At 59.1% G+C, this 21,684-nt stretch carries 19 protein-coding genes; 11 read left to right on the top strand and 8 right to left on the bottom strand.

Translation table 11 applies throughout. The annotated features are described in order from the left end of the window. Window positions 1-172 precede the first annotated feature (172 nt). Window positions 173-895 carry a tellurite resistance TerB family protein gene (locus ACA060_RS05215; RefSeq protein ID WP_497315826.1) on the bottom strand — a complete coding sequence of 241 codons (723 nt, stop codon included), beginning with the start codon at window positions 893-895 and terminating at the stop codon, window positions 173-175. Between the two features lie 175 nt (window positions 896-1,070). On the opposite strand from ACA060_RS05215, the gene ACA060_RS05210 reads away from it, so the two are divergent. The 7 genes from ACA060_RS05210 to ACA060_RS05180 all read left to right on the top strand — a co-directional run bounded on the left by ACA060_RS05210 (window position 1,071) and on the right by ACA060_RS05180 (window position 9,391). Beyond that, entirely contained in the window at window positions 1,071-1,985 is a 915-nt protein-coding gene (locus tag ACA060_RS05210; RefSeq protein WP_497315824.1) for a LysR family transcriptional regulator, read from the top strand. 101 nt (window positions 1,986-2,086) lie between these two features. Beyond that, on the top strand, window positions 2,087-3,574 hold the full coding sequence (locus ACA060_RS05205; RefSeq protein ID WP_497315822.1) for a gamma-aminobutyraldehyde dehydrogenase: 1,488 nt from the start codon (window positions 2,087-2,089) through the stop codon (window positions 3,572-3,574). Window positions 3,575-3,656: 82 nt separating this feature from the next. Next, window positions 3,657-4,808, top strand: coding sequence for a putative ABC transporter substrate-binding protein YdcS (gene ydcS / locus ACA060_RS05200; RefSeq protein WP_497315820.1), 1,152 nt, complete (start codon window positions 3,657-3,659; stop codon window positions 4,806-4,808). A gap of 197 nt (window positions 4,809-5,005) precedes the next feature. Continuing rightward, window positions 5,006-6,043, top strand: a complete 1,038-nt coding sequence (locus ACA060_RS05195) for an ABC transporter ATP-binding protein (RefSeq protein ID WP_497315818.1) — start codon at window positions 5,006-5,008, stop codon at window positions 6,041-6,043. A 1-nt stretch (window position 6,044) separates the two neighbouring features. Continuing rightward, on the top strand, window positions 6,045-6,992 hold the full coding sequence (locus ACA060_RS05190) for an ABC transporter permease (protein ID WP_497315816.1): 948 nt from the start codon (window positions 6,045-6,047) through the stop codon (window positions 6,990-6,992). Continuing rightward, window positions 6,982-7,791, top strand: a complete 810-nt coding sequence (locus ACA060_RS05185) for an ABC transporter permease (protein WP_150710010.1) — start codon at window positions 6,982-6,984, stop codon at window positions 7,789-7,791. The genes ACA060_RS05190 and ACA060_RS05185 overlap by 11 nt, the downstream gene beginning before the upstream one ends. Window positions 7,792-7,966: 175 nt before the next feature. After that, window positions 7,967-9,391, top strand: coding sequence for a gamma-aminobutyraldehyde dehydrogenase (locus ACA060_RS05180; protein ID WP_497315814.1), 1,425 nt, complete (start codon window positions 7,967-7,969; stop codon window positions 9,389-9,391). A 482-nt stretch (window positions 9,392-9,873) separates the two neighbouring features. On the opposite strand, the gene ACA060_RS05175 is transcribed toward ACA060_RS05180, so the two are convergent. Together ACA060_RS05175 and ACA060_RS05170 are read right to left on the bottom strand one after the other, a co-directional pair. Next, window positions 9,874-10,500 (bottom strand): RloB family protein, encoded by a 627-nt coding sequence (locus ACA060_RS05175; RefSeq protein WP_109628153.1) that lies wholly within the window; start codon window positions 10,498-10,500, stop codon window positions 9,874-9,876. A 2-nt stretch (window positions 10,501-10,502) separates the two neighbouring features. Continuing rightward, window positions 10,503-11,753 carry an AAA family ATPase gene (locus tag ACA060_RS05170; RefSeq protein WP_497315812.1) on the bottom strand — a complete coding sequence of 417 codons (1,251 nt, stop codon included), beginning with the start codon at window positions 11,751-11,753 and terminating at the stop codon, window positions 10,503-10,505. A gap of 442 nt (window positions 11,754-12,195) precedes the next feature. On the opposite strand from ACA060_RS05170, the gene ACA060_RS05165 reads away from it, so the two are divergent. Continuing rightward, on the top strand, window positions 12,196-12,708 hold the full coding sequence (locus tag ACA060_RS05165) for a BRO-N domain-containing protein (RefSeq protein WP_497315810.1): 513 nt from the start codon (window positions 12,196-12,198) through the stop codon (window positions 12,706-12,708). Between the two features lie 59 nt (window positions 12,709-12,767). Here ACA060_RS05165 and ACA060_RS05160 read toward each other — a convergent pair whose 3' ends face one another. After that, window positions 12,768-12,953 carry a hypothetical protein gene (locus ACA060_RS05160; protein ID WP_010462962.1) on the bottom strand — a complete coding sequence of 62 codons (186 nt, stop codon included), beginning with the start codon at window positions 12,951-12,953 and terminating at the stop codon, window positions 12,768-12,770. 391 nt (window positions 12,954-13,344) lie between these two features. Here ACA060_RS05160 and ACA060_RS05155 point away from each other — a divergent pair, with 391 nt between their 5' ends. Next, window positions 13,345-14,970, top strand: a complete 1,626-nt coding sequence (locus ACA060_RS05155) for a glucan biosynthesis protein D (RefSeq protein WP_497315808.1) — start codon at window positions 13,345-13,347, stop codon at window positions 14,968-14,970. A 208-nt stretch (window positions 14,971-15,178) separates the two neighbouring features. On the opposite strand, the gene ACA060_RS05150 is transcribed toward ACA060_RS05155, so the two are convergent. From ACA060_RS05150 to ACA060_RS05140, 3 genes are all read right to left on the bottom strand, one after another. Then, window positions 15,179-16,285, bottom strand: coding sequence for an NADH:flavin oxidoreductase/NADH oxidase (locus tag ACA060_RS05150; protein WP_497315806.1), 1,107 nt, complete (start codon window positions 16,283-16,285; stop codon window positions 15,179-15,181). A gap of 268 nt (window positions 16,286-16,553) precedes the next feature. Continuing rightward, a complete protein-coding gene (recJ, locus tag ACA060_RS05145; protein WP_497315804.1) occupies window positions 16,554-18,263 on the bottom strand; it encodes a single-stranded-DNA-specific exonuclease RecJ in 1,710 nt (569 codons plus the stop codon). A gap of 66 nt (window positions 18,264-18,329) precedes the next feature. After that, entirely contained in the window at window positions 18,330-18,872 is a 543-nt protein-coding gene (locus tag ACA060_RS05140; RefSeq protein ID WP_150709869.1) for a YaeQ family protein, read from the bottom strand. A gap of 147 nt (window positions 18,873-19,019) precedes the next feature. Between ACA060_RS05140 and ACA060_RS05135 the strand changes: the two genes are divergently transcribed. Then, complete coding sequence (locus ACA060_RS05135; RefSeq protein WP_497315802.1) at window positions 19,020-20,219, top strand: CaiB/BaiF CoA transferase family protein; 1,200 nt, start codon at window positions 19,020-19,022, stop codon at window positions 20,217-20,219. Further along, window positions 20,173-21,141, top strand: a complete 969-nt coding sequence (locus ACA060_RS05130) for a TIGR02285 family protein (protein ID WP_497315800.1) — start codon at window positions 20,173-20,175, stop codon at window positions 21,139-21,141. Before ACA060_RS05135 ends, ACA060_RS05130 begins: the two co-directional genes overlap by 47 nt. Window positions 21,142-21,310: 169 nt before the next feature. Here the strand turns inward: ACA060_RS05130 and ACA060_RS05125 are convergent, their stop codons facing one another. Further along, complete coding sequence (locus tag ACA060_RS05125) at window positions 21,311-21,598, bottom strand: DUF3509 domain-containing protein (protein ID WP_109628144.1); 288 nt, start codon at window positions 21,596-21,598, stop codon at window positions 21,311-21,313. Window positions 21,599-21,684 lie beyond the last annotated feature (86 nt).

Below are 21,684 nucleotides of genomic sequence, written 5' to 3'. Positions count from 1 at the left end.
AACCGCCGAAACGTGTGCTCGGCTACTGTCAGAAATAACAGGTACTCTGTGTTTTCAGACCGACGGTTTATGGCTGATCGCTCACTTCTTTTCACTCAGACATGAAAAACCCGCCCCTCTTTTCAAGAGTGGGCGGGGTTTCGATGGAGTCCGTTTCGAGAAAACTTGTTGGTTATACCGAAGCCTGCCGCACTTGTTTTTCCAACTCAGCCTTCAACCCCGGCTCAAGCTTCAGTTGCCGCGCCAGTTCGTCGAGGTAGGACTTCTCCATGAAGCTCTCCTCATCCACCAGCATCACGCTGGCGATGTACATCTCGGCCGCCATTTCCGGGGTGCTGGCCGCGCGGGCGACTTCTGTCGGGTCGAGCGGCTTGCTGAGTTCGGCGTGCAGCCACTGCTGCAGTTCCTGATCGTTGTCGAGTTTGGTGAATTCGCCTTCGATCAATGCGCGCTCGCGATCATCAACGTGGCCATCGGCTTTGGCTGCGGCGACCAGCGCCTTGAGAATCGCCTGGCTGTGCAGTTCGACTTGCGCCGGGGGCAGACGATCGAGTGTCTGCGGTTCAGTCTTCGGCGCGGTGCCCTGCTGGGCCTGCCAATTGCCGTAAGCCTTGTAGGCAATGACGCCGAGGGCTGCGAGGCCGCCGTAGATGGCGACTTTGCCGCCAACATTGCGGGCCTTTTTGCTACCGAGCAACAAGCCCATGGCGCCCGCCGCCAGTGCGCCACCGCCCGCGCCGGAGAGCAGACCACCGAGGCCGCCCGAACCACCGCTGCCGCCGAGCAATCCGCCCAATCCACCGCTGGACGACTTGTTTTGATTGCCGCTGGCCTTGTTCTGCATCAGGTCCTGACCGGACTTGAGTAGTTGATCGAGCAATCCACGCGTATTCATTTGCCGCCTCCACGAAAGGGGTTAACCGGACACTTAAGGCCACCAGCCTAGAACGAAAGTGCCCGGCGACCGGGGACGAGAGTGCTTCTGGATGTTGCCTGGAAAAACAGAGCCATCGATTAAAGCGATATACACTCAAGCGAATCTATAAAAACCGCCCACCGGGTAATTTCCCATGATGACCTTGCGTCAGATTCGTCACTTCATCGCTGTGGCCGAGACCGGCTCGATCTCCGCTGCCGCGCAAACTGCGTTCATTTCCCAATCGACATTGACCCTGGCAATCCAGCAACTGGAGGAGGAGATTGGCGTCGGCCTGTTTAACCGGCACGCCAAGGGCATGAGCCTGACCCACCAGGGCCATCAATTCCTGCGCCAGGCACACCTGATTCTGGCCACGGTGGACAACGCCAAACGCAGCCTGCAACAAAGCACCGACCAGGTCGCCGGCCAGTTGATCATTGGCGTGACGAGTCTGGTGGCCGGTTACTACCTCGCGGATCTGCTCACTCGTTTCCAGCGCGCCTATCCCAACGTCGAGATCCGGGTGATGGAGGACGAGAGGCCGTATATCGAGCATTTGCTGGTCAGCGGCGAGATCGATATCGGTGTATTGATCCTCTCCAACCTCGAAGACCGCCACGCCTTGCAGACCGAAGTGTTGACCCACTCGCCCCATCGCCTGTGGTTGCCGGCCCAGCATCCGCTGCTGGAACACGACAGCATCAACCTCGCCGACGTGGCCCGCGAGCCGCTGATTCAGCTCAACGTCGACGAAATGGACCGCAACGCCCAGCGCATGTGGTCGGCCGCGTCATTGCAACCACGAATCACCTTGAGAACGGCCTCGACGGAAGCCGTGCGAAGCCTGGTGGCCGCCGGTTTAGGCGTGTCGATCCAGCCCGACATGACCTACCGTCCGTGGTCACTGGAGGGCGACATCATTGAAGCGCGGCCGATTGCCGACCTGAGCCAGACTCTTGACGTTGGCCTCGCCTGGCGCCGTGGCACCGCGCGCCCGGCGTTGGTTGATCCGTTTTTAACTGTCGCTCGGGAGCAACCCCACGGCGGGCGCAAGCCATCTATTTAATCGAACGCCACCTTCAGTATTTAGAATTTGTCGACCTCGGGCCCGCGCACTAGTCTTGCAGAATCATTAAGACGGCCGGGGCCCCAGTCACTGGGAGCAGCATGGCCACACAAGAAAAGAGAACCCGAAAAATGGCTGGCGCGCAGACCCCGTTGTTCACCGCGTTGTTGATCGATGGCGAATTGGTCGCGGGCCAGGGGTTTGTCGAACCGATCCTCAACCCGGCCACCGGGGAAGTGCTGACCCACATCGCCGAAGCCAGCACCGAGCAAGCCGAAGCCGCCATCCTCGCCGCCCACCGCGCCTTCGCCGGTTGGTCGCGGACCACGCCGCAGCAACGTTCGAACCTGTTGTTGGACATCGCCAACGCCATCGAAAAACAAGCCGACCTCCTCGCCCGTCTCGAATCCCTGAACTGCGGCAAGCCGTTGCACCTGGCTCGCCAGGATGACTTGAGCGCGACGGTCGATGTGTTCCGCTTCTTCGCCGGTGCCGTGCGCTGCCAGACTGGCCAGCTCAGCGGCGAATACCTACCGGGCTACACCAGCATGGTCCGTCGCGATCCGATTGGCGTGGTCGCCTCGATTGCGCCGTGGAACTACCCGATCATGATGGCCGCGTGGAAAATCGCCCCGGCCCTCGCTGCCGGCAACACGCTGGTGTTCAAGCCGTCCGAACACACGCCGCTGTCGATTCTGGCCCTGGCGCCCACGCTGGCAGAGATCCTGCCGCGCGGCGTAATCAATATCGTCTGCGGCGGTGGTGAAGGCGTCGGCAGCCACTTGGTCAGTCATCCCAAAGTGCGCATGGTGTCGCTGACCGGCGATATCGTCACCGGGCAAAAAATCCTCCAGGCCGCGGCAAAAACCCTGAAACGCACGCACCTTGAGCTCGGCGGTAAAGCGCCGGTGATCGTCTGCAACGATGCGGATATTCAGGCCGTGGTCGAAGGCGTGCGCACCTACGGTTATTACAACGCTGGCCAGGATTGCACCGCGGCTTGCCGGATTTACGCACAGGCCGGGATTCATGATCGATTGGTGGCGGAACTCGGTGCGGCGGTCAGCAGCCTGCGCTTTGCCGGTAAACGCGACGCCGACAACGAGATCGGCCCGCTGATCAGCACTCGCCAGCGCGACCGCGTGGCCAGTTTCGTCGAACGCGCCCTCGGCCAGCCGCACATCGAGCGGGTGACGGGCGCGGCAGTGCATTCAGGCGCTGGCTTCTATTACCAGCCCACCCTGCTGGCCGGTTGCAAACAGAGCGATGAAATCGTCCAGCGCGAAGTGTTCGGGCCGGTGGTCACCGTGACCCGTTTCGATCAACTCGAACAAGCGGTGGACTGGGCCAACGATTCGGAATACGGACTCGCCTCCTCGGTCTGGACCCAGAACCTGGACAAAGCCATGCAGGTCGCGGCGCGCTTGCAGTACGGCTGCACCTGGATCAACAGCCATTTCATGCTGGTCAGCGAAATGCCCCACGGCGGCCTCAAGCGCTCGGGCTATGGCAAAGACTTATCCAGCGATTCGCTTCAGGACTACAGCGTGGTGCGGCACATCATGGCCCGCCACGGCCAGCATCTCTGACTACGCTAATAACAAGCCGCTCACGGCACGTTTCACCACGTTCACAACTGCCCCGACCATAATTAAAGAAGAGGGAATTCCCATGTTCGTGCACAAGACCGCACTGCTCAGTGCAATCACCACGGCCCTGCTGGCCAGCGCCAGCATTCAGGCCGCTGAACCGCTGAAAGCCGTCGGCGCCGGCGAAGGTCAGCTGGATATCGTGGCGTGGCCCGGCTACATCGAACGTGGCGAAAGCGACAAGGCTTACGACTGGGTGACCGGTTTCGAGAAGGAAACCGGCTGCAAGGTCAATGTGAAGACTGCGGCGACTTCCGACGAGATGGTCAGCCTGATGTCCAAGGGCGGTTACGACCTGGTGACGGCATCGGGCGATGCCTCGTTGCGGTTGATCGCCGGCAAGCGTGTGCAGCCGATCAACACCGCGTTGATCCCGAACTGGAAGAACATCGACCCTCGTCTCAAGGATGGCCCGTGGTACGTCGTCAATAACCAAACCTTTGGCACCCCGTATCAATGGGGCCCGAACGTCCTGATGTACAACACCAATGTCTTCAAGACCGCCCCGGACAGCTGGAGCGTGGTGTTTGAAGAGCAGACCCTGCCGGACGGCAAGTCCAACAAGGGCCGGGTCCAGGCGTACGACGGCCCGATCTACATCGCCGATGCGGCGCTCTATCTCAAATCCAAACAGCCGGAACTGGGGATCAAGGACCCGTACCAGCTCAACGAAGCGCAATACAAAGCGGTACTGGACCTGCTTCGCAAGCAGCAGCCCTTGATCCACCGTTATTGGCATGACGCGACCGTACAGATGAGCGACGTCAAAAACGAAGGTGTCGTGGCTTCCAGCACCTGGGGCTACATGGTCAATGGCCTGGTGGCGGACAAGCAGCCGGTGGCCTCGGTCATTCCCAAGGAAGGTGCGACGGGCTGGGCCGATACCACCATGCTGCACGCCGACGCCAAGCACCCGAACTGCGCTTACAAGTGGATGGACCATTCACTGCAACCGAAAGTCCAGGGTGACCTGGCGGCCTGGTTCGGTTCGTTGCCATCGGTTCCAGCCGGGTGCAAGGAGAGCGAACTGCTCGGTGCCGAGGGCTGCAAGACCAACGGTTTCGACCAGTTCGAGAAAATCGCTTTCTGGAAAACCCCGCAGGCCGAAGGCGGCAAGTTCGTGCCGTACAGCCGCTGGACCCAGGACTACATCGCGATCATGGGCGGCCGCTAAGCCCCTGTAGCAGCTGCCGAGGAACGAGGCTGCGTTGCGTGTCCGCAGGACCGCCCTCGGGGGCCGCTGCGCAGCCCGACGCAGCCTCGTTCCTCGGCAGCTGCTACAAACTTGATCCCCCATCTTCACTGCAATACCTGTGGGAGCGAGCCTGCTCGCGATGCTTTTAAAGATTCAGATTTTCGGAGTTCCGCACCATGACGCTTGCAGTCCAGTTCACCAACGTTTCCCGTCAGTTCGGCGAAGTGAAGGCCGTTGACCGGGTTTCCATCGATATCCAGGACGGCGAGTTCTTTTCCATGCTGGGCCCTTCCGGCTCGGGCAAGACCACCTGTTTGCGCCTGATCGCCGGTTTCGAACAACCGAGCGCAGGCTCTATCCGGATTCATGGCGAAGAAGCCGCCGGGCTGCCGCCGTATGAGCGTGACGTCAACACGGTGTTTCAGGATTACGCGCTGTTCCCGCATATGAACGTGCTCGACAACGTCGCCTACGGTTTGAAAGTCAAAGGCGTCGGCAAAGCTGAACGCCAGCAGCGTGCCGAAGAGGCCCTCGACATGGTCGCCCTAGGCGGTTACGGCGAACGCAAACCGGTGCAACTGTCCGGTGGTCAGCGCCAGCGTGTGGCCCTGGCCCGCGCCCTGGTCAATCGCCCTCGCGTGCTGCTGCTCGACGAGCCATTGGGCGCCCTCGATCTGAAACTGCGCGAACAAATGCAGAGCGAGCTGAAAAAGCTGCAACGCCAACTCGGCATCACGTTCATCTTCGTCACTCACGACCAGACCGAAGCGTTGTCGATGTCTGACCGCGTGGCGGTATTCAACAAAGGGCGCATCGAGCAGGTCGACACACCACGCAACCTGTACATGAAACCGGCGACCACTTTTGTTGCTGAATTCGTCGGTACGTCCAATGTGATTCGCGGCGATCTGGCGAAGCAATTGAGCGGCAATCCACAGCCGTTTTCGATTCGCCCCGAACACGTGCGTTTTGCCGAAGGCCCGCTGGCCAGCCACGAGATTGAAGTCAGCGGTTTGCTCCACGACATTCAGTACCAGGGCAGCGCCACGCGCTATGAACTGAAACTGGAGAACGGCCAGACCCTCAACATCAGCCAGGCCAACGTGCAGTGGCTGGACGTCAGCGCCCAGCACCAGACCGGGCAACGCATCAGCGCACGCTGGGCTCGCGAGGCGATGATCCCGCTGCACGACAACGCTGTCGGTGGGGTGTGAAATGACCAGCGTGGCTCTCCCTCAAACCCCGGCCGGCGGTTCGCCGTTGCGCAGGTTTTCCAACCTGCTCTATCGCCGACCGAATTTTTACCTGTCGCTGCTGCTGGTGCCGCCGCTGCTGTGGTTCGGCGCGATCTACCTCGGTTCGCTGCTGGTGCTGCTGTGGCAAGGCTTCTACACCTTCGATGACTTCACCATGGCGGTCACCCCCGACCTGACCCTGGCGAACTTTGCCGCGCTGTTCCAGCCGTCGAACTTCGACATCATCCTGCGCACCCTGAGCATGGCCGTCGCCGTCTCGATTGCCAGCGCCATCGTCGCGTTCCCGATCGCCTATTACATGGCGCGCTACACCACCGGCAAGACCAAGGCGTTTTTCTACATCGCGGTGATGATGCCGATGTGGGCCAGTTACATCGTCAAGGCTTACGCGTGGACCTTGCTGCTGGCCAAGGGCGGTGTTGCGCAGTGGTTTGTTCAGTACCTTGGACTGGAGCCGGTTTTGCAGTTTGTGCTGGGCATTCCGGGCGTCGGTGGCAGCACGTTGTCGACCTCGCACTTGGGTCGTTTCATGGTGTTCGTCTACATCTGGCTGCCGTTCATGATCCTGCCGATCCAGGCCTCGCTGGAACGCCTGCCGCCTTCGCTGCTGCAAGCGTCGGCCGACCTTGGCGCCAAGCCGCGCCAGACTTTCATGCAGGTGATTCTGCCGCTGTCGATTCCAGGCATCGCGGCCGGTTCGATCTTCACCTTTTCGCTGACCCTGGGCGACTTCATCGTGCCGCAACTGGTGGGTCCGCCGGGTTACTTCGTGGGCAGCATGGTGTACGCGCAGCAAGGCGCAATCGGCAACATGCCGATGGCCGCGGCCTTCACGCTGGTGCCGATTGTGCTGATCGCCATTTACCTGACCATCGTCAAACGACTGGGGGCTTTCGATGCACTCTGAGAAAGCTTCTTTAGGCCTGAAAATCGCAGCCTGGGGCGGGCTGGTGTTCCTGCACTTCCCGATCCTGATCATCTTCCTGTACGCCTTCAACACTGAAGACACGGCGTTCAGCTTTCCGCCCAAGGGCTTCACCCTGAAGTGGATCGGCGTCGCGTTCTCGCGTCCCGACGTGCTGGAAGCGATCAAGTTGTCGTTGCAGATTGCGTCCGTCGCGACGTTGATCGCATTGGTCCTCGGCACGCTCGCGTCGGCGGCGTTGTACCGGCGGGATTTCTTCGGCAAGCAAGGCATCTCACTGATGCTGATCCTGCCGATTGCCTTGCCCGGGATCATCACCGGTATCGCGTTGCTGGCGACCTTCAAGACGCTGGGGATCGAACCGGGAATGTTCACCATCATCGTCGGCCACGCGACCTTCTGTGTGGTGATCGTCTACAACAACGTGATCGCCCGTTTGCGCCGCACTTCGCACAGTTTGATTGAAGCGTCGATGGACCTTGGCGCCGATGGCTGGCAGACCTTTCGCTACATCGTCCTGCCGAACCTCGGCTCGGCGTTGCTGGCCGGCGGCATGCTCGCGTTTGCGTTGTCGTTCGACGAAATCATCGTCACCACCTTCACCGCCGGGCATGAACGCACGTTGCCGCTGTGGCTGCTCAACCAGCTCAGTCGCCCACGGGATGTGCCGGTGACCAACGTCGTCGCGATGCTGGTGATGATGGTGACCATGCTGCCGATTCTCGGCGCGTATTACCTGACCCGGGGCGGTGAGAGTGTTGCGGGCAGTGGCGGAAAATAACCGACAACTCAGATCCTAATGTGGAAACCGGATCCTGTAGGAGCGAGGCTTGCCCGCGAAAGCGGTGTGTCAGCCAACATCAATGTTGAATGTGATGGCCTCTTCGCGGGCAAGCCTCGCTCCTACAGGGATCCGGTTTCGACAGAACAATAAAAGCGTCAATGAGGGCAAGACAATGCAAACCAAACTCTTGATCAACGGCCAACTGATCGACGGCGACGGCCCCGCCCAACCGGTGTTCAACCCGGCCCTCGGCCGGGTGCTGGTGGAAATCAACGAAGCCAGCGAAGCCCAGGTCGATGCCGCCGTGCGTGCCGCCGACAGTGCCTTCGAAGGCTGGTCGCAAACCACGCCGAAAGAACGCTCGCTGCTGCTGCTCAAACTCGCCGACGCCATCGAAGCCCACGGCGAAGAACTGGCCAAGCTGGAATCGGACAACTGCGGCAAACCCTACAGTGCAGCACTGAACGACGAGATCCCGGCGATTGCCGACGTGTTCCGTTTCTTCGCCGGCGCCAGCCGTTGCATGAGCGGTTCGGCGGGCGGCGAATACTTGCCCGGCCACACTTCAATGATCCGTCGCGACCCGGTCGGCGTGATCGCCTCCATCGCACCGTGGAACTACCCACTGATGATGGTCGCCTGGAAAATCGCCCCGGCCCTCGCCGCCGGTAATACCGTGGTGCTCAAGCCGTCGGAACAAACCCCGCTGACCGCGTTGCGCCTGGCTGAACTGGCGTCGGAAATCTTCCCGGCCGGCGTACTCAACCTCGTCTTCGGTCGTGGTCCTAGCGTTGGCAGCCCGCTGGTCACGCACCCGAAAGTGCGCATGGTCTCGCTGACCGGATCGATCGCCACCGGTTCGAACATCATTTCCAGCACCGCCGACAGCGTCAAACGCATGCACATGGAACTGGGCGGCAAGGCCCCGGTAATCATCTTCGACGACGCCGACATCGATGCTGCCGTGGAAGGCATTCGCACCTTCGGTTTCTACAACGCCGGCCAGGATTGCACCGCGGCTTGCCGCATCTACGCACAGGAAGGCATCTACGAAAAATTCGTCGAGAAACTCGGCGAAGCGGTCAGCAGCATCAAGTACGGGTTGCAGGATGATCCGTCCACCGAGCTGGGGCCGCTGATCACTGCGCAGCACCGTGACCGCGTGGCCGGGTTTGTCGAGCGTGCCGTGGCACAACCGCATATCCGTTTGGTCACGGGCGGCAAGGCTGTGGAGGGGAATGGTTTCTTCTTCGAACCGACGGTGTTGGCGGACGCTCAGCAGGACGACGAAATCGTCCGTCGTGAAGTGTTCGGGCCGGTGGTGTCGGTGACCAAGTTCATCGATGAAGCACAGGTGCTGGGCTGGGCCAACGACTCGAACTACGGCTTGGCGTCGTCGGTCTGGACCTCGGATGTCGGTCGCGCGCATCGCCTGTCTGCACGCTTGCAGTACGGCTGCACCTGGGTGAATACGCACTTCATGCTGGTCAGTGAAATGCCCCACGGCGGTCAGAAATTGTCCGGCTACGGGAAGGACATGTCCATGTATGGGCTGGAGGACTACACCGTGGTTCGGCATGTGATGTTCAAGCACTAAAAGCATCGCGAGCAGGCTCACTCCCACAGTTGAAATGCATTCCATGTGGGAGCGGGCTTGCTCGCGAAGGCGTCACCTCGGTTTCAAGGTCGAAACCGGCACCACGCACCGCCAGGATTCAAAGCCAGAAAACCAAAACTGTAACCACCGATCCGGGCAGCGCCATCACGGCCCTGCCACGGTTTCGGACATCCGAAATCTGCCGATTTTCCGGAGCTGACACACCATGAGTGCACTACCCGAACTCTCAGCAGCCGTCGCCGACAGCGACGCCGAGCAACGCGTACACCGGATGCGGAGTGGTACATCAACTATGCGATGGTGTTGAGTACGGCGATCGTTACTGGGTTGGGGTTGATCTACATGTGGTTGGCCAAGCCGTATGACCATGGGACGGTGCCGGCGGGGGATGCGTGGAAGGTTAGTCGGTAATTGATTTCGCCCCGGGGCTGGTTGTGGCACCGGGGCGAGTTGTTACGACGTTAGATCGATTGGGGGACGGAAAGGACTTCAAACTCATCCATTAGCAGATGGATTTCAGTACTGGGATTGAGCTCACCGCTGTTAACAGCATCGAGAAGAATTCGAGGAGCAAGCACCCTTGCAGTATTGAAAAGCTCTCCCTTCAACAGATCAAAATGGCTGACATTTTTACCCTTTTCATAATCCTCCATCAGAGGTTGGCCCCTAAGACTTCTGGTCACAAGTTCGCCGGGGGATTTCCCACCTGCTGCAGCGAATGGCTTTCTGTTGTAGCCAAAGTGCAATAGCAACCAAAACTCGAAACAGGGAAAAGACGCTATCACTTTTATCTTCGGATGCGGTTTCGCCAGGTCGACCGCACGGTCGAAGCAAAGATGAGTGTCGCGGTCCAAGGCACAAAAAACCTTGTCGAAGTTTCTTTGCCGGGCAATCGCCCTTTCGACAATCCCACTTGGATGAGTCAGGCCGCAATGGGCAATTTCAACGTGGGCGTTGGCACGAAAATGAAAGGCCGCATCCTCCAGGTATCGCTTTCCTGATTGACTGTCCTCACAAAGGATCAGCACCTTGGGTTGCGGTTTGAACCGCGACTTCTTTCGATCAAACAAGCGTGTCGTCCGCGCCATGGTTACCTCCGCCTGATCAACGGCAAACCACGGTAACGGCCTTCGAAGTACCGCTTCTCAACGTCCTCTCCCTCGCGCCCGTCAAAATCGTGGACGGAAAAAAGACGGGTGGCGCCATTGGCATCACGCTCGGTGATCCAGATTTGATCTCGCCGAAGCATTTGGGTATTCATCAGATGAGTGTCGTGAGTCGTGAAAATCAGCTGGGTGTTCTGCCCACTGTCCAAATGTTTTCCAATCAGATCAGCCACTATTGCTGGATGAAGGCTGCTGTCCAACTCATCGACGGCCAGTATTCCGCTCCCGTCTGTGTGATTGATCATGAACCAGGGCAACCAGAATCCAATCAGGTTTTTTGTGCCACCAGACTCTTCTGAAAAATCAAACTCCGCATCTCCTAGATGACTCGTATGCGTCAGGGTCACTTTGTCTTTTCGCGCCGCCGCGAAGAATTCTTTAAGCGTGAGTTTTCTGCTGGCTGGAGCAGCGTCTGCATCAGAATTCAGTTGAATGTCCGAGACTGGAATATCGACCTCTTTTAGAAAGTCTCTCAAGTCGCACGTGTAGTCCGATGCCATCTGAAGAAACCGGATGGAGGCTGCCGACAATCCCATCATGTTGTTCTGTTCGATGACGAGAAGGCCGGATTGAAACCAGCCAAATGGTTCTCGCAACTGCGCCAGCTCTTCGCTGCTGTTCGCGACAGCCTGTGCAATGAATAACATCTTCGGACTGGTCAAACGCCGCCAGGCATTGTGAACCTCTTTGCCTCCCTCAAGGCTTGAGCCAAACACGTACTGCTCACCCTCCTCCCCCAAACAACGCTGATATAAAAGCGTTTCCTTTCCTTTCGGATAAGAGACCAGGTGTTCCTCGATGATTCGTTGCGCCGTCATGCGCAGTAAAAACCGATAACGGAGTGAGCCTTGAATGAAGTTGTACTCGAAACAACTTGGCTCGTCTTTAAGCTGCGGGTCAAAACGAAACGGGGAAACCGGTAGCGATTCCTCATTTGAGGTCGGAGGCGCAGCGAGCAAGCTTCCCATAATTCCCATCGCCCGGATCAGTGACGATTTACCCGACGCGTTTGGCCCGTATATCGCAGCGATCTTCAGTAAGTCCGGCAGTTTTTCTCCATTCACCGGCGACTTGAAAAGGTTGCGCTTTTTGCTCAGGCGCGGCGTTGCTGCCATGGACAGGGTTTGCTTGTCACGGAAGGAGCGGTAATTGGAAACTGAAAATTCGATCAACATGTAGCAAACCTGCAGTTCGTTCCTGAAAGCGGAAAAAACTATAGGAAAAACCAGGGTGACGATGCTGCTTCAGCGCACTTCAGGCAAAAACAGGAAATTCCTACAGACCAAGCCTTCCGGGGAAGACTCCAATTCCTACAACACGCGGCGCCAGAGTAGACTTGGCGCCGCGAGCGCCTGAACGATAGGCTTTACCTCGTCGCTGCCAAATCAGCGACCCGGGGTCGAAGCCGGTAAATCATCAACATGGCGCATCCGCGCCCCCATATGAACTGGGGCAATTTTTTGCCTTTCAGTTTCGCTTTATGGTGGGCCGTGTGGCGCGGGCCTCTTGGCTTGCATGTTGATCGAGAATGTCCCGACTTCGAACGCCGCACGGTCCGCCACCCATAATCTGTCGAAGGATTAGTGGCGGCTCCCTTTTCAACATGGAGTCGAAAAAATGCTTAAGCACACGCTAAATCCATCTGACACCCATCCTCATTTCATCCCTTCCATCTTCACCCGCCACAACCGCTTCCTTCACGCCTTCATGCAAGACAACCAAGCCTGGTTCTGCGTCCAGGATCTCGGTCGCTTGATGGGTCGTCCGCTGGACCAACGTCTCACTCTGAAACTCGATCCCGATCAACGCCGATACGTCTGGTTGCTGAAAGACGGCAAAACCGTCGAATCACTGATGGTCAGCGAATCGGGAATGTATGCGCTGCTAGTCCATCATTTCATCCCGGAAAATCGAAACCTGCGTCAGTGGCTGAGCAACGAAGTCATCCCCATGCTGCGTAATTCGAGTGCGCCATCTGTGGATAACATTCCAAGCCTGAGTTCGTTGCAGTGGGCAGGCATCTCGGTGCCGCTGCTGCACTGGAAGAATCAAGCGTGGATCAAGTGGCGGGACATGCCTGACCTGATGCAGGCACAGCGACCGTTCACGATCATGGGCACTTGCAGTTGAACGCAGGGTGAAAAATGAAAAAGGGGCAGACTTCACAGTCCGCCCCTTTGGTTTGGCGCTCAAAACCGCGAAACACTCCGCATCGCATCCACCAGATACCGCATCGCAATCCGGTCGTTTTCCGACAACTCGCGATACCGTTCCAACAGCTTCATTTCGTCCGAACTGAGCCGATGCCTTCGCCGCCCTGTTGCGAGGCAAGGGAAGATTCCCAACATTTCGGTGATGCCTTGTACTTTCGTCATGGACGATGTCCTTCTATAAGCCCGAGAAAACTTCAAAAACCGCATCGCCCTATCCTTTTATTAGTCGCCAGCCTGAAGGGCAGAAACCGGCCATGAACACAGAATAGGAAGATTCCCGGCGCTGAAAAGCGGTTTTTAGAGTAATTAGTCAAAAAAAGCAGAAATGCCCTAAAAATCAGAAAGTGCTGTCGGAAAAATTAACCGACATTTCTTGTTTCATTGCCGCATCATCAAAGTGCTACCAATCATTTTTTCTCTGTAACCGAACGGTTTAAGCTATTTGTTATCTGTTTAAAGTCCGTTGCGTTTGGCCGAAGGCATGTCCGAACCGATATTTTTGATCCAGCACGTGCCAGGAACGGCGCGGGATTGTTCACGACAGGTTTTACTTATGCATCGCAGGAATTTGCTCAAAGCGTCCATGGCCATCGCTGCCTACACCGGCTTGTCTGCCACCGGCCTGCTGGCCGCCCGTGCATGGGCGGGCACCGGCGCCGCTGATGGCGAGGCCCAGGCGTTCGATTTCGAGGCGCTGAAGATTCAGGCCAAGCAACTCGCCGGCAATCGCTATCAGGACACCAAGCAGGTGCTGCCGCCGACCCTGGCGACCATGACGCCGCAGAATTTCAATGCGATCCGCTACGACGGCAACCACTCGCTGTGGAAAGACTTGAACGGTCAGCTGGACGTGCAATTCTTCCACGTCGGCATGGGCTTCAAGCAGCCTGTGCGCATGTACAGCGTCGATCCCAAGACGCGTCAGGCCCGTGAAGTGCATTTCCGCCCTTCGCTGTTCAACTATGAAAAGACCACGGTCGACACCAAGCAGCTGACCGGCGACCTGGGGTTTTCCGGGTTCAAGCTGTTCAAGGCCCCGGAACTGGACAGGCATGACGTGCTGTCCTTCCTCGGCGCCAGTTATTTCCGTGCGGTAGACGCCACCGGCCAGTACGGACTGTCGGCCCGCGGTCTGGCGGTTGATACCTACGCCAAGAAGCGTGAGGAGTTCCCGGACTTCACCAAGTTTTGGTTCGAGACCCCGGGCAAGGACAGCACCCGTTTCGTGGTCTACGCCCTGCTGGACTCGCCGAGCGCTACCGGTGCGTACCGCTTTGACATTGATTGCCAGGCCGAACGCGTGGTGATGGATATTGACGCTCATATCAACGCACGCACGGCCATCGAACAACTGGGCATCGCTCCGATGACCAGCATGTTCAGTTGCGGCACCCACGAGCGCCGCATGTGCGACACCATTCACCCGCAAATCCACGACTCGGATCGCTTGGCCATGTGGCGCGGCAACGGCGAGTGGATCTGCCGCCCGCTGAATAATCCGGCGACCCTGCAGTTCAACGCCTTTGCCGACACCGACCCGAAAGGTTTTGGCCTGGTGCAGACCGATCACGAGTTCGCCAATTATCAGGACACCGTCGACTGGTACAGCAAGCGTCCAAGCCTGTGGGTAGAACCTACGACCGCGTGGGGCGAAGGCTCCATCGATCTGTTGGAAATTCCTACAACCGGCGAAACCCTCGATAACATCGTCGCGTTCTGGACCCCGAAAAAACCGGTCGCGGCCGGTGATTCCCTGAACTACGGCTACAAGCTCTACTGGAGCGCGCTGCCACCGGTAAGCACGCCGCTGGCGCGGGTCAATGCGACCCGTTCGGGCATGGGCGGCTTTATCGAAGGCTGGGCGCCGGGCGAGCATTACCCGGAAGTCTGGGCACGACGCTTTGCCGTGGACTTCACCGGTGGCGGTCTGGACCGCTTGCCGGAAGGCGCGGGGATCGAGCCTGTGGTGACCTGCTCAAACGGCGAGGTGAAGGACTTCAACGTGCTGGTGCTGGATGACATCAAGGGTTATCGGATTACCTTCGATTGGTACCCGACCAATGACAGCGTGGCGCCGGTTGAGCTGCGGTTGTTCATTCGCACCAATGACCGGACATTGAGCGAGACCTGGTTGTACCAGTATTTCCCGCCGGCGCCGGATAAGCGTAAGTACACCTGATAATAAGGGTTTGCCTGGGCTGGCCCCATCGCGAGCAGGCTCGCTCCCACAGGGGTTCTTCGTTGGATACAAAATTTGTGTTTTATGGAGATCCAATGTGGGAGCGGGCTTGCTCGCGAAGACGGCCTGACAGACGACAGATGTTCCCGCCCAGAAACGCAAAAGCCCCGATCAACTCGATCGGGGCTTTTTGGTTTTTCAGCTGCATTCAGTCGCGCAAATCCGACTCATGAATCGGCTGATCCCGGTGCGTCGCCCGCTGATACTGCGCCGGCCAGATCGCCTTGCGCCCGCCCAGATCATCATCGGCATGCAACGGCCAGTACGGATCGCGCAGCAGCTCCCGCGCGAGGAAGATGATGTCAGCCTGACAGGTGCGCAAAATGTGCTCGGCCTGGGCCGGCTCGGTAATCATTCCTACCGTGCCAGTGGCGATGCCTGACTCCTTGCGCACACGTTCGGCGAAACGCGTCTGATAGCCCGGCCCTGTAGGAATTTCCGCGTTGGCCGCCGTACCACCCGACGAAACATCAATCAGGTCGACACCCAAGTCTTTGAGGCGTCGTGCCAGTTCAACGGTTTCATCAGGATTCCAGCCGTCTTCCACCCAATCGGTGGCCGACACTCGCACAAACACCGGCAACTCCTCAGGCCAGACCGCACGTACCGCTTCGGTGACTTGCAGCACCAGCCGAATCCGGTTCTCGAACGAACCGCCGTATTGGTCGCGCCGCTGATTGCTCAGGGGCGAAAGAAACTGATGCAGCAGGTAACCGTGAGCGGCATGGACTTCTACCACTTTGAAACCGGCCGTCAGCGCTCGCTTGGCTGAGGCGACAAAGGCCTGAATCACCGCTGCAATCTCGCTTTCATCCAGCTGCTTCGGATGGGTGTGCTGCGGGTCGAAAGCAATCGGCGAAGGCCCCACCGGCACCCAGCCACCGTCTTCGGGTTTGACGCTGCCATGCTTGCCGATCCACGGCCGATGAGTGCTGGCCTTGCGCCCGGCGTGCGCCAGTTGAATGCCGGCCACAGCGCCTTGAGCGGCGATGAAGCGCGTGATGCGTTGCAGGGGTTCGATCTGCTCGTCATTCCACAGGCCGAGGTCCTCGGCGGTGATGCGCCCGTCGGCCGTGACCGCCGTGGCTTCGGTAAAAATCAGGCCTGCGCCGCCAACGGCGCGGCTGCCGAGGTGAACCAGGTGCCAGTCATTGGCCAGCCCATCGACGCTGGAGTACTGGCACATCGGTGATACGGCAATGCGGTTGAGCAGGGTCAATTGACGAAGGGTATAGGGTTCAAGCAGCAGACTCATGGGGCACCTCTCGAATCAGTGGGCAGGCTCCAGGGTTCTGTTTGAAAAGTCGACGAGTGACAGGAAAAAGGCGTAGCACCCGCCCCCGCGGGCAAAAATTGGACAAGACGTCACAAGGATAATCAAGCAGTGCTTAGAGCCTAGTCGACATCGGGGGATGAGGGAGGGTTCCGGGGATATTTGGCGTGAGGGCGATCGCTTTCGCGAGCAAGCCCGCTCCCACAGGGTTTGCGCAAATCCTGTGGGAGCGGGCTTGCTCGCGAAAGACTCAGCGCGGTTCTATGTGGGCAATCATCAGTTGCACCGTCTCGTTCCCGCGAAACTCGTTGAGGTCGAGTTTGTAGGCCAACTCCACCCATTTGATCGTCGGATTCGGCCAGATGTCGCGGTCGATGCCGAAGGCAATGCCATCGAGCTTCACCGAGCCGCATTCGCTTCTCAGCACCACTTTGAGGTGCCGTTCGCCGACGACGCGCTGCTCAACCAACTGAAACACGCCATGGAACAGCGGCTCCGGAAAGTGCTGCCCCCACGGGCCTGCATGGCGCAGGGCACGGGCCAGTTCCAGATGGAATTCCTCGACCGCCAACACTCCATCCGAGAGCAGCCGCCCGGTCAGGTCTTCTTCGCGCAATTGCCTGCGCACTTCAGCGTCAAAGGCCTCGGCGAACAACGGAAAATTCGCTTCGGGCAAGGTCAGACCGGCCGCCATGGCGTGGCCGCCGTACTTGCTGATCAGGTTCGGATGTTGCGCGGCCACCACGCTCAAGGCGTCACGGATGTGGAAACCCTGAACCGAACGCCCCGAGCCCTTGAGCAACCCATCGCCGGCATCGGCAAAGGCAATGGTCGGACGGAAATAGCGCTCTTTCATACGCGAGGCGAGAATTCCGATGACACCCTGGTGCCACTCGGGATCAAACAGGCACAGGCCAAACGGCATCGACTCGACCGGCAAATCCTTCAGTTGAGCCAGCGCTTCACGCTGCATGCCCTGCTCGATGGATTTGCGGTCCTGGTTCATGCCGTCGAGCTGCACGGCCATTTCCCGCGCCAGCCCCGCGTCTTCGGTGATCAGGCATTCGATGCCCAGGCTCATATCATCCAGGCGTCCCGCCGCATTCAGGCGCGGGCCGACAATGAAGCCCAGGTCGGTCGAGGTGATGCGCGCCGGTTCACGCTTGGCCACTTCGAGAATCGCCTTGATGCCCGGACGGGCACGCCCGGCGCGAATCCGCTCCAGGCCCTGGTGCACCAGAATCCGGTTGTTGGCATCCAGCGGTACGACGTCGGCGACGCTGCCCAGCGCCACCAGATCCAGCAATTCGCCGATGTTCGGCTGCGGCGTGTTTGCGTACCAGCCAAGGCTGCGCAACCGTGCGCGCAGGGCCATCAACACATAGAAAATCACCCCGACGCCGGCCAGTGCCTTGCTCGGAAATTCGCAGCCGGGCTGGTTCGGATTGACGATGGCATCGGCCAACGGCAGTTCGTCACCGGGCAAGTGGTGGTCGGTGACCAGCACGTTCAGGCCCGCCTTCTTCGCCGCCGCCACGCCTTCGACACTGGAAATGCCGTTGTCCACGGTGATCAGCAACTGCGGCGTGCGCGTCAGCGCCACTTCAACGATTTCCGGGGTCAGGCCATAGCCATATTCGAATCGGTTCGGCACCAGATAATCGACATGCGCCGCGCCCAGCAGCCGCAACCCCAGCACGCCCACGGTACTGGCCGTCGCGCCATCAGCGTCGAAGTCGCCGACAATCAGAATCCGCTGGCGCTGCTCCAGTGCTGACACCAGCAAATCCACCGCCGCATCGATGCCTTTGAGCTGCTGGAACGGAATCAGCCGCGCCAGGCTCTTGTCCAGTTCCGCCTCGGATTGCACGCCCCGCGCCGCGTAAAGACGCGTCAGCAGTGGAGGCAGATCACCGAGGAATGGCAGGGTGTCGGGCAACAGGCGAGGTTCGATGCGCATGGGGTGACAGGTGCTTCTCTTGAATACGTAGGATAAAACCGGATAACACGAACAAACGGCGAAAAATCAGCCGCGTTCGCCGCTCAGCCACTGCAATTGCACTTCGTGCTGACCACGATCGTCGGTGACGAAAATCGTCCCTTCGCTGATCATCACGTCCCACTTGATAACGCGGGGCATGTCTTTGGCCAGGGTTTCCAGGATGTCCTGAGGCACGGCCGCGATGTGCACGTTTTTCAGGTTCTTGATCGCCGGGATCACTTTGGTTTCCCAGACGCGCAGGCTGCCGTAGGCCAGCAGGCTGGTGCGCTCGGTACGGCGCGAGCACCAGGTCAGGCGATCAGCGTCTGGCTGGCCGACTTCGATCCAGTGCAGGACACGATCATCCAGGCTCTTTTCCCACAGGGCGGGTTCATCCACGTCTGACAGACCGCGACCGAACGACAGCTGCTCGTTGTACCAGAAGGCGTAGGCCAGCAGCCGCACAGTCATGCGCTCTTCGGTTTCCGAAGGGTGGCGGGCGATGGTCTGCTTCACGGTCTCGTAAACGCTGCGGTCGAGGTCGGTGAGGTTCAGTTCAAACTTGTAGGTCGTGGACGGCTGGGCCATGAACGGGCTTCTTGATACGAGGAAAGGCGGCAAGTCTAACCGATGCAGTAGGCAATCAACGAATAGAAGGCGATGAACCTTGGTCGTCTGACATTGGGCTATGTTAAAAGGCTATATCCGCTCAGCCTTTGTCTTACAGGATCCAGCATGCCGTTCACCGCCAAACCGCTCTCAGGTCTGAAAGTCATCGAATTGGGCACCTTGATCGCCGGGCCGTTTGCCTCGCGCATTTGCGCTGAGTTCGGCGCCGAAGTGATCAAGATTGAATCCCCCGACGGCGGTGATCCGCTACGCAAGTGGCGAAAACTGTACGAAGGCACCTCGCTGTGGTGGTTCGTGCAAGCCCGCAATAAAAAGTCCCTGACGTTGAACCTGAAACACCCCGACGGCCTGGCAATCCTGAAAAAACTGCTGAGCGAAGCAGACATCCTGATCGAGAATTTTCGCCCTGGCGTGCTGGAAAAGCTCGGCCTGGGCTGGGACGTCTTGCACGCCCTCAACCCCAAACTGGTGATGGTGCGGCTGTCGGGGTTCGGCCAGACCGGGCCGATGAAAGATCAGCCCGGTTTTGGCGCGGTCGGCGAATCCATGGGCGGTTTGCGCTACATCACCGGTTTCGAAGACCGGCCACCGGTGCGCACCGGGATTTCCATCGGTGACTCGATTGCCGCGCTTTGGGGTGTGATTGGTGCGCTGATGGCGTTGCGTCATCGCGAGGTCAATGGCGGCCAGGGCCAGGTGGTGGACGTGGCGCTGTATGAAGCGATCTTCGCCATGATGGAAAGCATGGTGCCGGAGTTCGACGTATTTGGTTTCATCCGTGAGCGCACCGGCAATATCATGCCGGGCATCACGCCCTCCTCGATCCACACCAGCGCTGACGGCAAGCATGTGCAGATCGGCGCCAATGGCGATGCGATCTTCAAGCGTTTCATGCTGGTCATCGGCCGCGAAGACCTGGCCAACGACCCGGTGCTGGCCAGCAACGATGGCCGCGACAGCCGCCGCGACGAGATTTATGGGGTGATCGATCGCTGGGTCAATTCGCAGCCGCTGGACACCGTGCTGGCGAAGCTGAATCAGGCCGAGGTGCCCGTCAGCCGGATCTTCAGCGCCGAAGACATGTTCAGCGATCCGCAATACCTGGCCCGGGAAATGTTCCTGCAAGCCAAGTTGCCGGACGGTAAAGACTTCAAGATGCCGGGGATTGTGCCGAAACTCTCTGAGACACCCGGCGATTGCGAATGGGTCGGGCCACAACTGGGTGAGCACAACGCACAGGTACTCCAGGAACTTGGCTATGACGCGTCGCAGATTGCTCAACTGCGCAAAGACGGAGCCATCTAAGCTGAGGCGCCGGCTAGCGCAGTCCATCAGAATCTGCCTGGCGCATGGCGGACGGCTAGTGCGCGCGCTGCTGGTTACGCTTCTGCTCGCCGGGCTGGCCCCATCCGCGATGGCGCAACCCAAGGAAACGCTGATCTGGCTGATGCGTGATTTGCCGCCATTGACGATCTTCGAAGGACCGAAAAAAGGCCAGGGCGTTATCGATCAACTGTTGCCGCTGTTGATCGCCGGCATGCCGCAATACGAACACACGCTGATGCGGGTCAATCGCGCTCGCGGCTTGCAAATGCTCCACGACCCCTCCCTCACGTGCGACGCGGCGCTGAACAAAAGCAAGGAGCGCGAGCGCTGGATTGCGTTTTCCATTCCGGTTTTTCGGGCCATGAGTAATGGTGTGGCGGTAAGGCGGGTGGATCGTGAGGCGCTGACACCCTTTATCCAGGACGGTGAACTGGACTTGGCCGCCCTGCTAGCCAGTGGCCGCGAGAAGCTGGGCATCATCGCCGAGCGCAACTATGGCGAGTACCTCGACGCACTGCTCAAGCAAGCGCCGCCCGACGCGCTGACGCTGCACTACGGCAACGACGCCTTGGGCAGTCTCCTGCAAATGCAACGTCTGGGACGATTGCGCCTGCTACTGGGCTATCGCCCGGAAATCCGTTACCAGGCCCAGCAGCAGGGAATCGCGGAGGATGAGCTGCAGTTTTACCCGATTCGTGGCGCGGAAAAATTCTTGTCCGGTTACATCGGCTGTACCGACACACGCAAGGGCCGGCAAGCGATCGTCGAGATCAATCAGCTGCTGCGCAAACTGCCCCGCGACCAGTTGAGCGAGGCTTACGCCGCGTGGCTCGACCCGGAAAGTCGCAGTGCTTACCTCGAAGAATCCCGAGTGTTCTTCGAGCATCAGGCGCAGCAATGACAAATCGCAGGCAAAAGAAACCCCGAGAAGTGGGGAGACGACTCGGGGTTAAACGTGGCCTACATAAAGACCAGTAACTGCAGGCTACAAGCACCGGAGCACAATGCTTGATCCTGCTGTTACATGGTCTGACGACCTGAGTGCAGGAAGGTTCCCACAAAAGAACAATTCAATTTCGACTGGCCAGAATCTTGTCCTGAGCCGCATTGCGCAGAGCCGCGATGACGCAGGGCTCCAGCCGTCCTTCGGCAATCAGCACGTCGCGGTGCAAGCCGTCGACGACATCCGTCAACAGACGGTAATCGGTTAACTGGGCTTGATTGAACGCCCGTTCGACCACGATCGCGCCGGTCGCATTCTTCAGTGTCACCAGGCATTCGCCATGGGCGCCCGACGGGGTCAGCGTGACCTGATACGGGCTCAGCGCCTCACCGAGCAATAGACTGATACTTTCCATCTCGATCACCACTCAATAGTCCGAAAACAAAGTGCCTGGGGCGTGTTCACAGTAAGTGACCACTGGCCCGAGAAGAAAGTTCTGGA

The organism is Pseudomonas sp. LBUM1671 (assembly GCF_059695685.1).
Note: the sequence above shows the minus strand (reverse complement) of the source record. Positions and strands in the feature narration are given on the sequence as shown.

Excerpts from the sequence above, each read along its gene's own strand:
- ACA060_RS05215 (WP_497315826.1), bottom strand. The coding sequence starts at position 895 with ATGAATACGCGTGGATTGCTCGATCAACTACTCAAGTCCGGTCAGGAC.
- ACA060_RS05210 (WP_497315824.1), top strand. The coding sequence starts at position 1,071 with ATGATGACCTTGCGTCAGATTCGTCACTTCATCGCTGTGGCCGAGACC.
- ACA060_RS05205 (WP_497315822.1), top strand. The coding sequence starts at position 2,087 with ATGGCCACACAAGAAAAGAGAACCCGAAAAATGGCTGGCGCGCAGACC.
- ydcS (WP_497315820.1), top strand. The coding sequence starts at position 3,657 with ATGTTCGTGCACAAGACCGCACTGCTCAGTGCAATCACCACGGCCCTG.
- ACA060_RS05195 (WP_497315818.1), top strand. The coding sequence starts at position 5,006 with ATGACGCTTGCAGTCCAGTTCACCAACGTTTCCCGTCAGTTCGGCGAA.
- ACA060_RS05190 (WP_497315816.1), top strand. The coding sequence starts at position 6,045 with ATGACCAGCGTGGCTCTCCCTCAAACCCCGGCCGGCGGTTCGCCGTTG.
- ACA060_RS05185 (WP_150710010.1), top strand. The coding sequence starts at position 6,982 with ATGCACTCTGAGAAAGCTTCTTTAGGCCTGAAAATCGCAGCCTGGGGC.
- ACA060_RS05180 (WP_497315814.1), top strand. The coding sequence starts at position 7,967 with ATGCAAACCAAACTCTTGATCAACGGCCAACTGATCGACGGCGACGGC.
- ACA060_RS05175 (WP_109628153.1), bottom strand. The coding sequence starts at position 10,500 with ATGGCGCGGACGACACGCTTGTTTGATCGAAAGAAGTCGCGGTTCAAA.
- ACA060_RS05170 (WP_497315812.1), bottom strand. The coding sequence starts at position 11,753 with ATGTTGATCGAATTTTCAGTTTCCAATTACCGCTCCTTCCGTGACAAG.
- ACA060_RS05165 (WP_497315810.1), top strand. The coding sequence starts at position 12,196 with ATGCTTAAGCACACGCTAAATCCATCTGACACCCATCCTCATTTCATC.
- ACA060_RS05160 (WP_010462962.1), bottom strand. The coding sequence starts at position 12,953 with ATGACGAAAGTACAAGGCATCACCGAAATGTTGGGAATCTTCCCTTGC.
- ACA060_RS05155 (WP_497315808.1), top strand. The coding sequence starts at position 13,345 with ATGCATCGCAGGAATTTGCTCAAAGCGTCCATGGCCATCGCTGCCTAC.
- ACA060_RS05150 (WP_497315806.1), bottom strand. The coding sequence starts at position 16,285 with ATGAGTCTGCTGCTTGAACCCTATACCCTTCGTCAATTGACCCTGCTC.
- recJ (WP_497315804.1), bottom strand. The coding sequence starts at position 18,263 with ATGCGCATCGAACCTCGCCTGTTGCCCGACACCCTGCCATTCCTCGGT.
- ACA060_RS05140 (WP_150709869.1), bottom strand. The coding sequence starts at position 18,872 with ATGGCCCAGCCGTCCACGACCTACAAGTTTGAACTGAACCTCACCGAC.
- ACA060_RS05135 (WP_497315802.1), top strand. The coding sequence starts at position 19,020 with ATGCCGTTCACCGCCAAACCGCTCTCAGGTCTGAAAGTCATCGAATTG.
- ACA060_RS05130 (WP_497315800.1), top strand. The coding sequence starts at position 20,173 with ATGACGCGTCGCAGATTGCTCAACTGCGCAAAGACGGAGCCATCTAAG.
- ACA060_RS05125 (WP_109628144.1), bottom strand. The coding sequence starts at position 21,598 with ATGGAAAGTATCAGTCTATTGCTCGGTGAGGCGCTGAGCCCGTATCAG.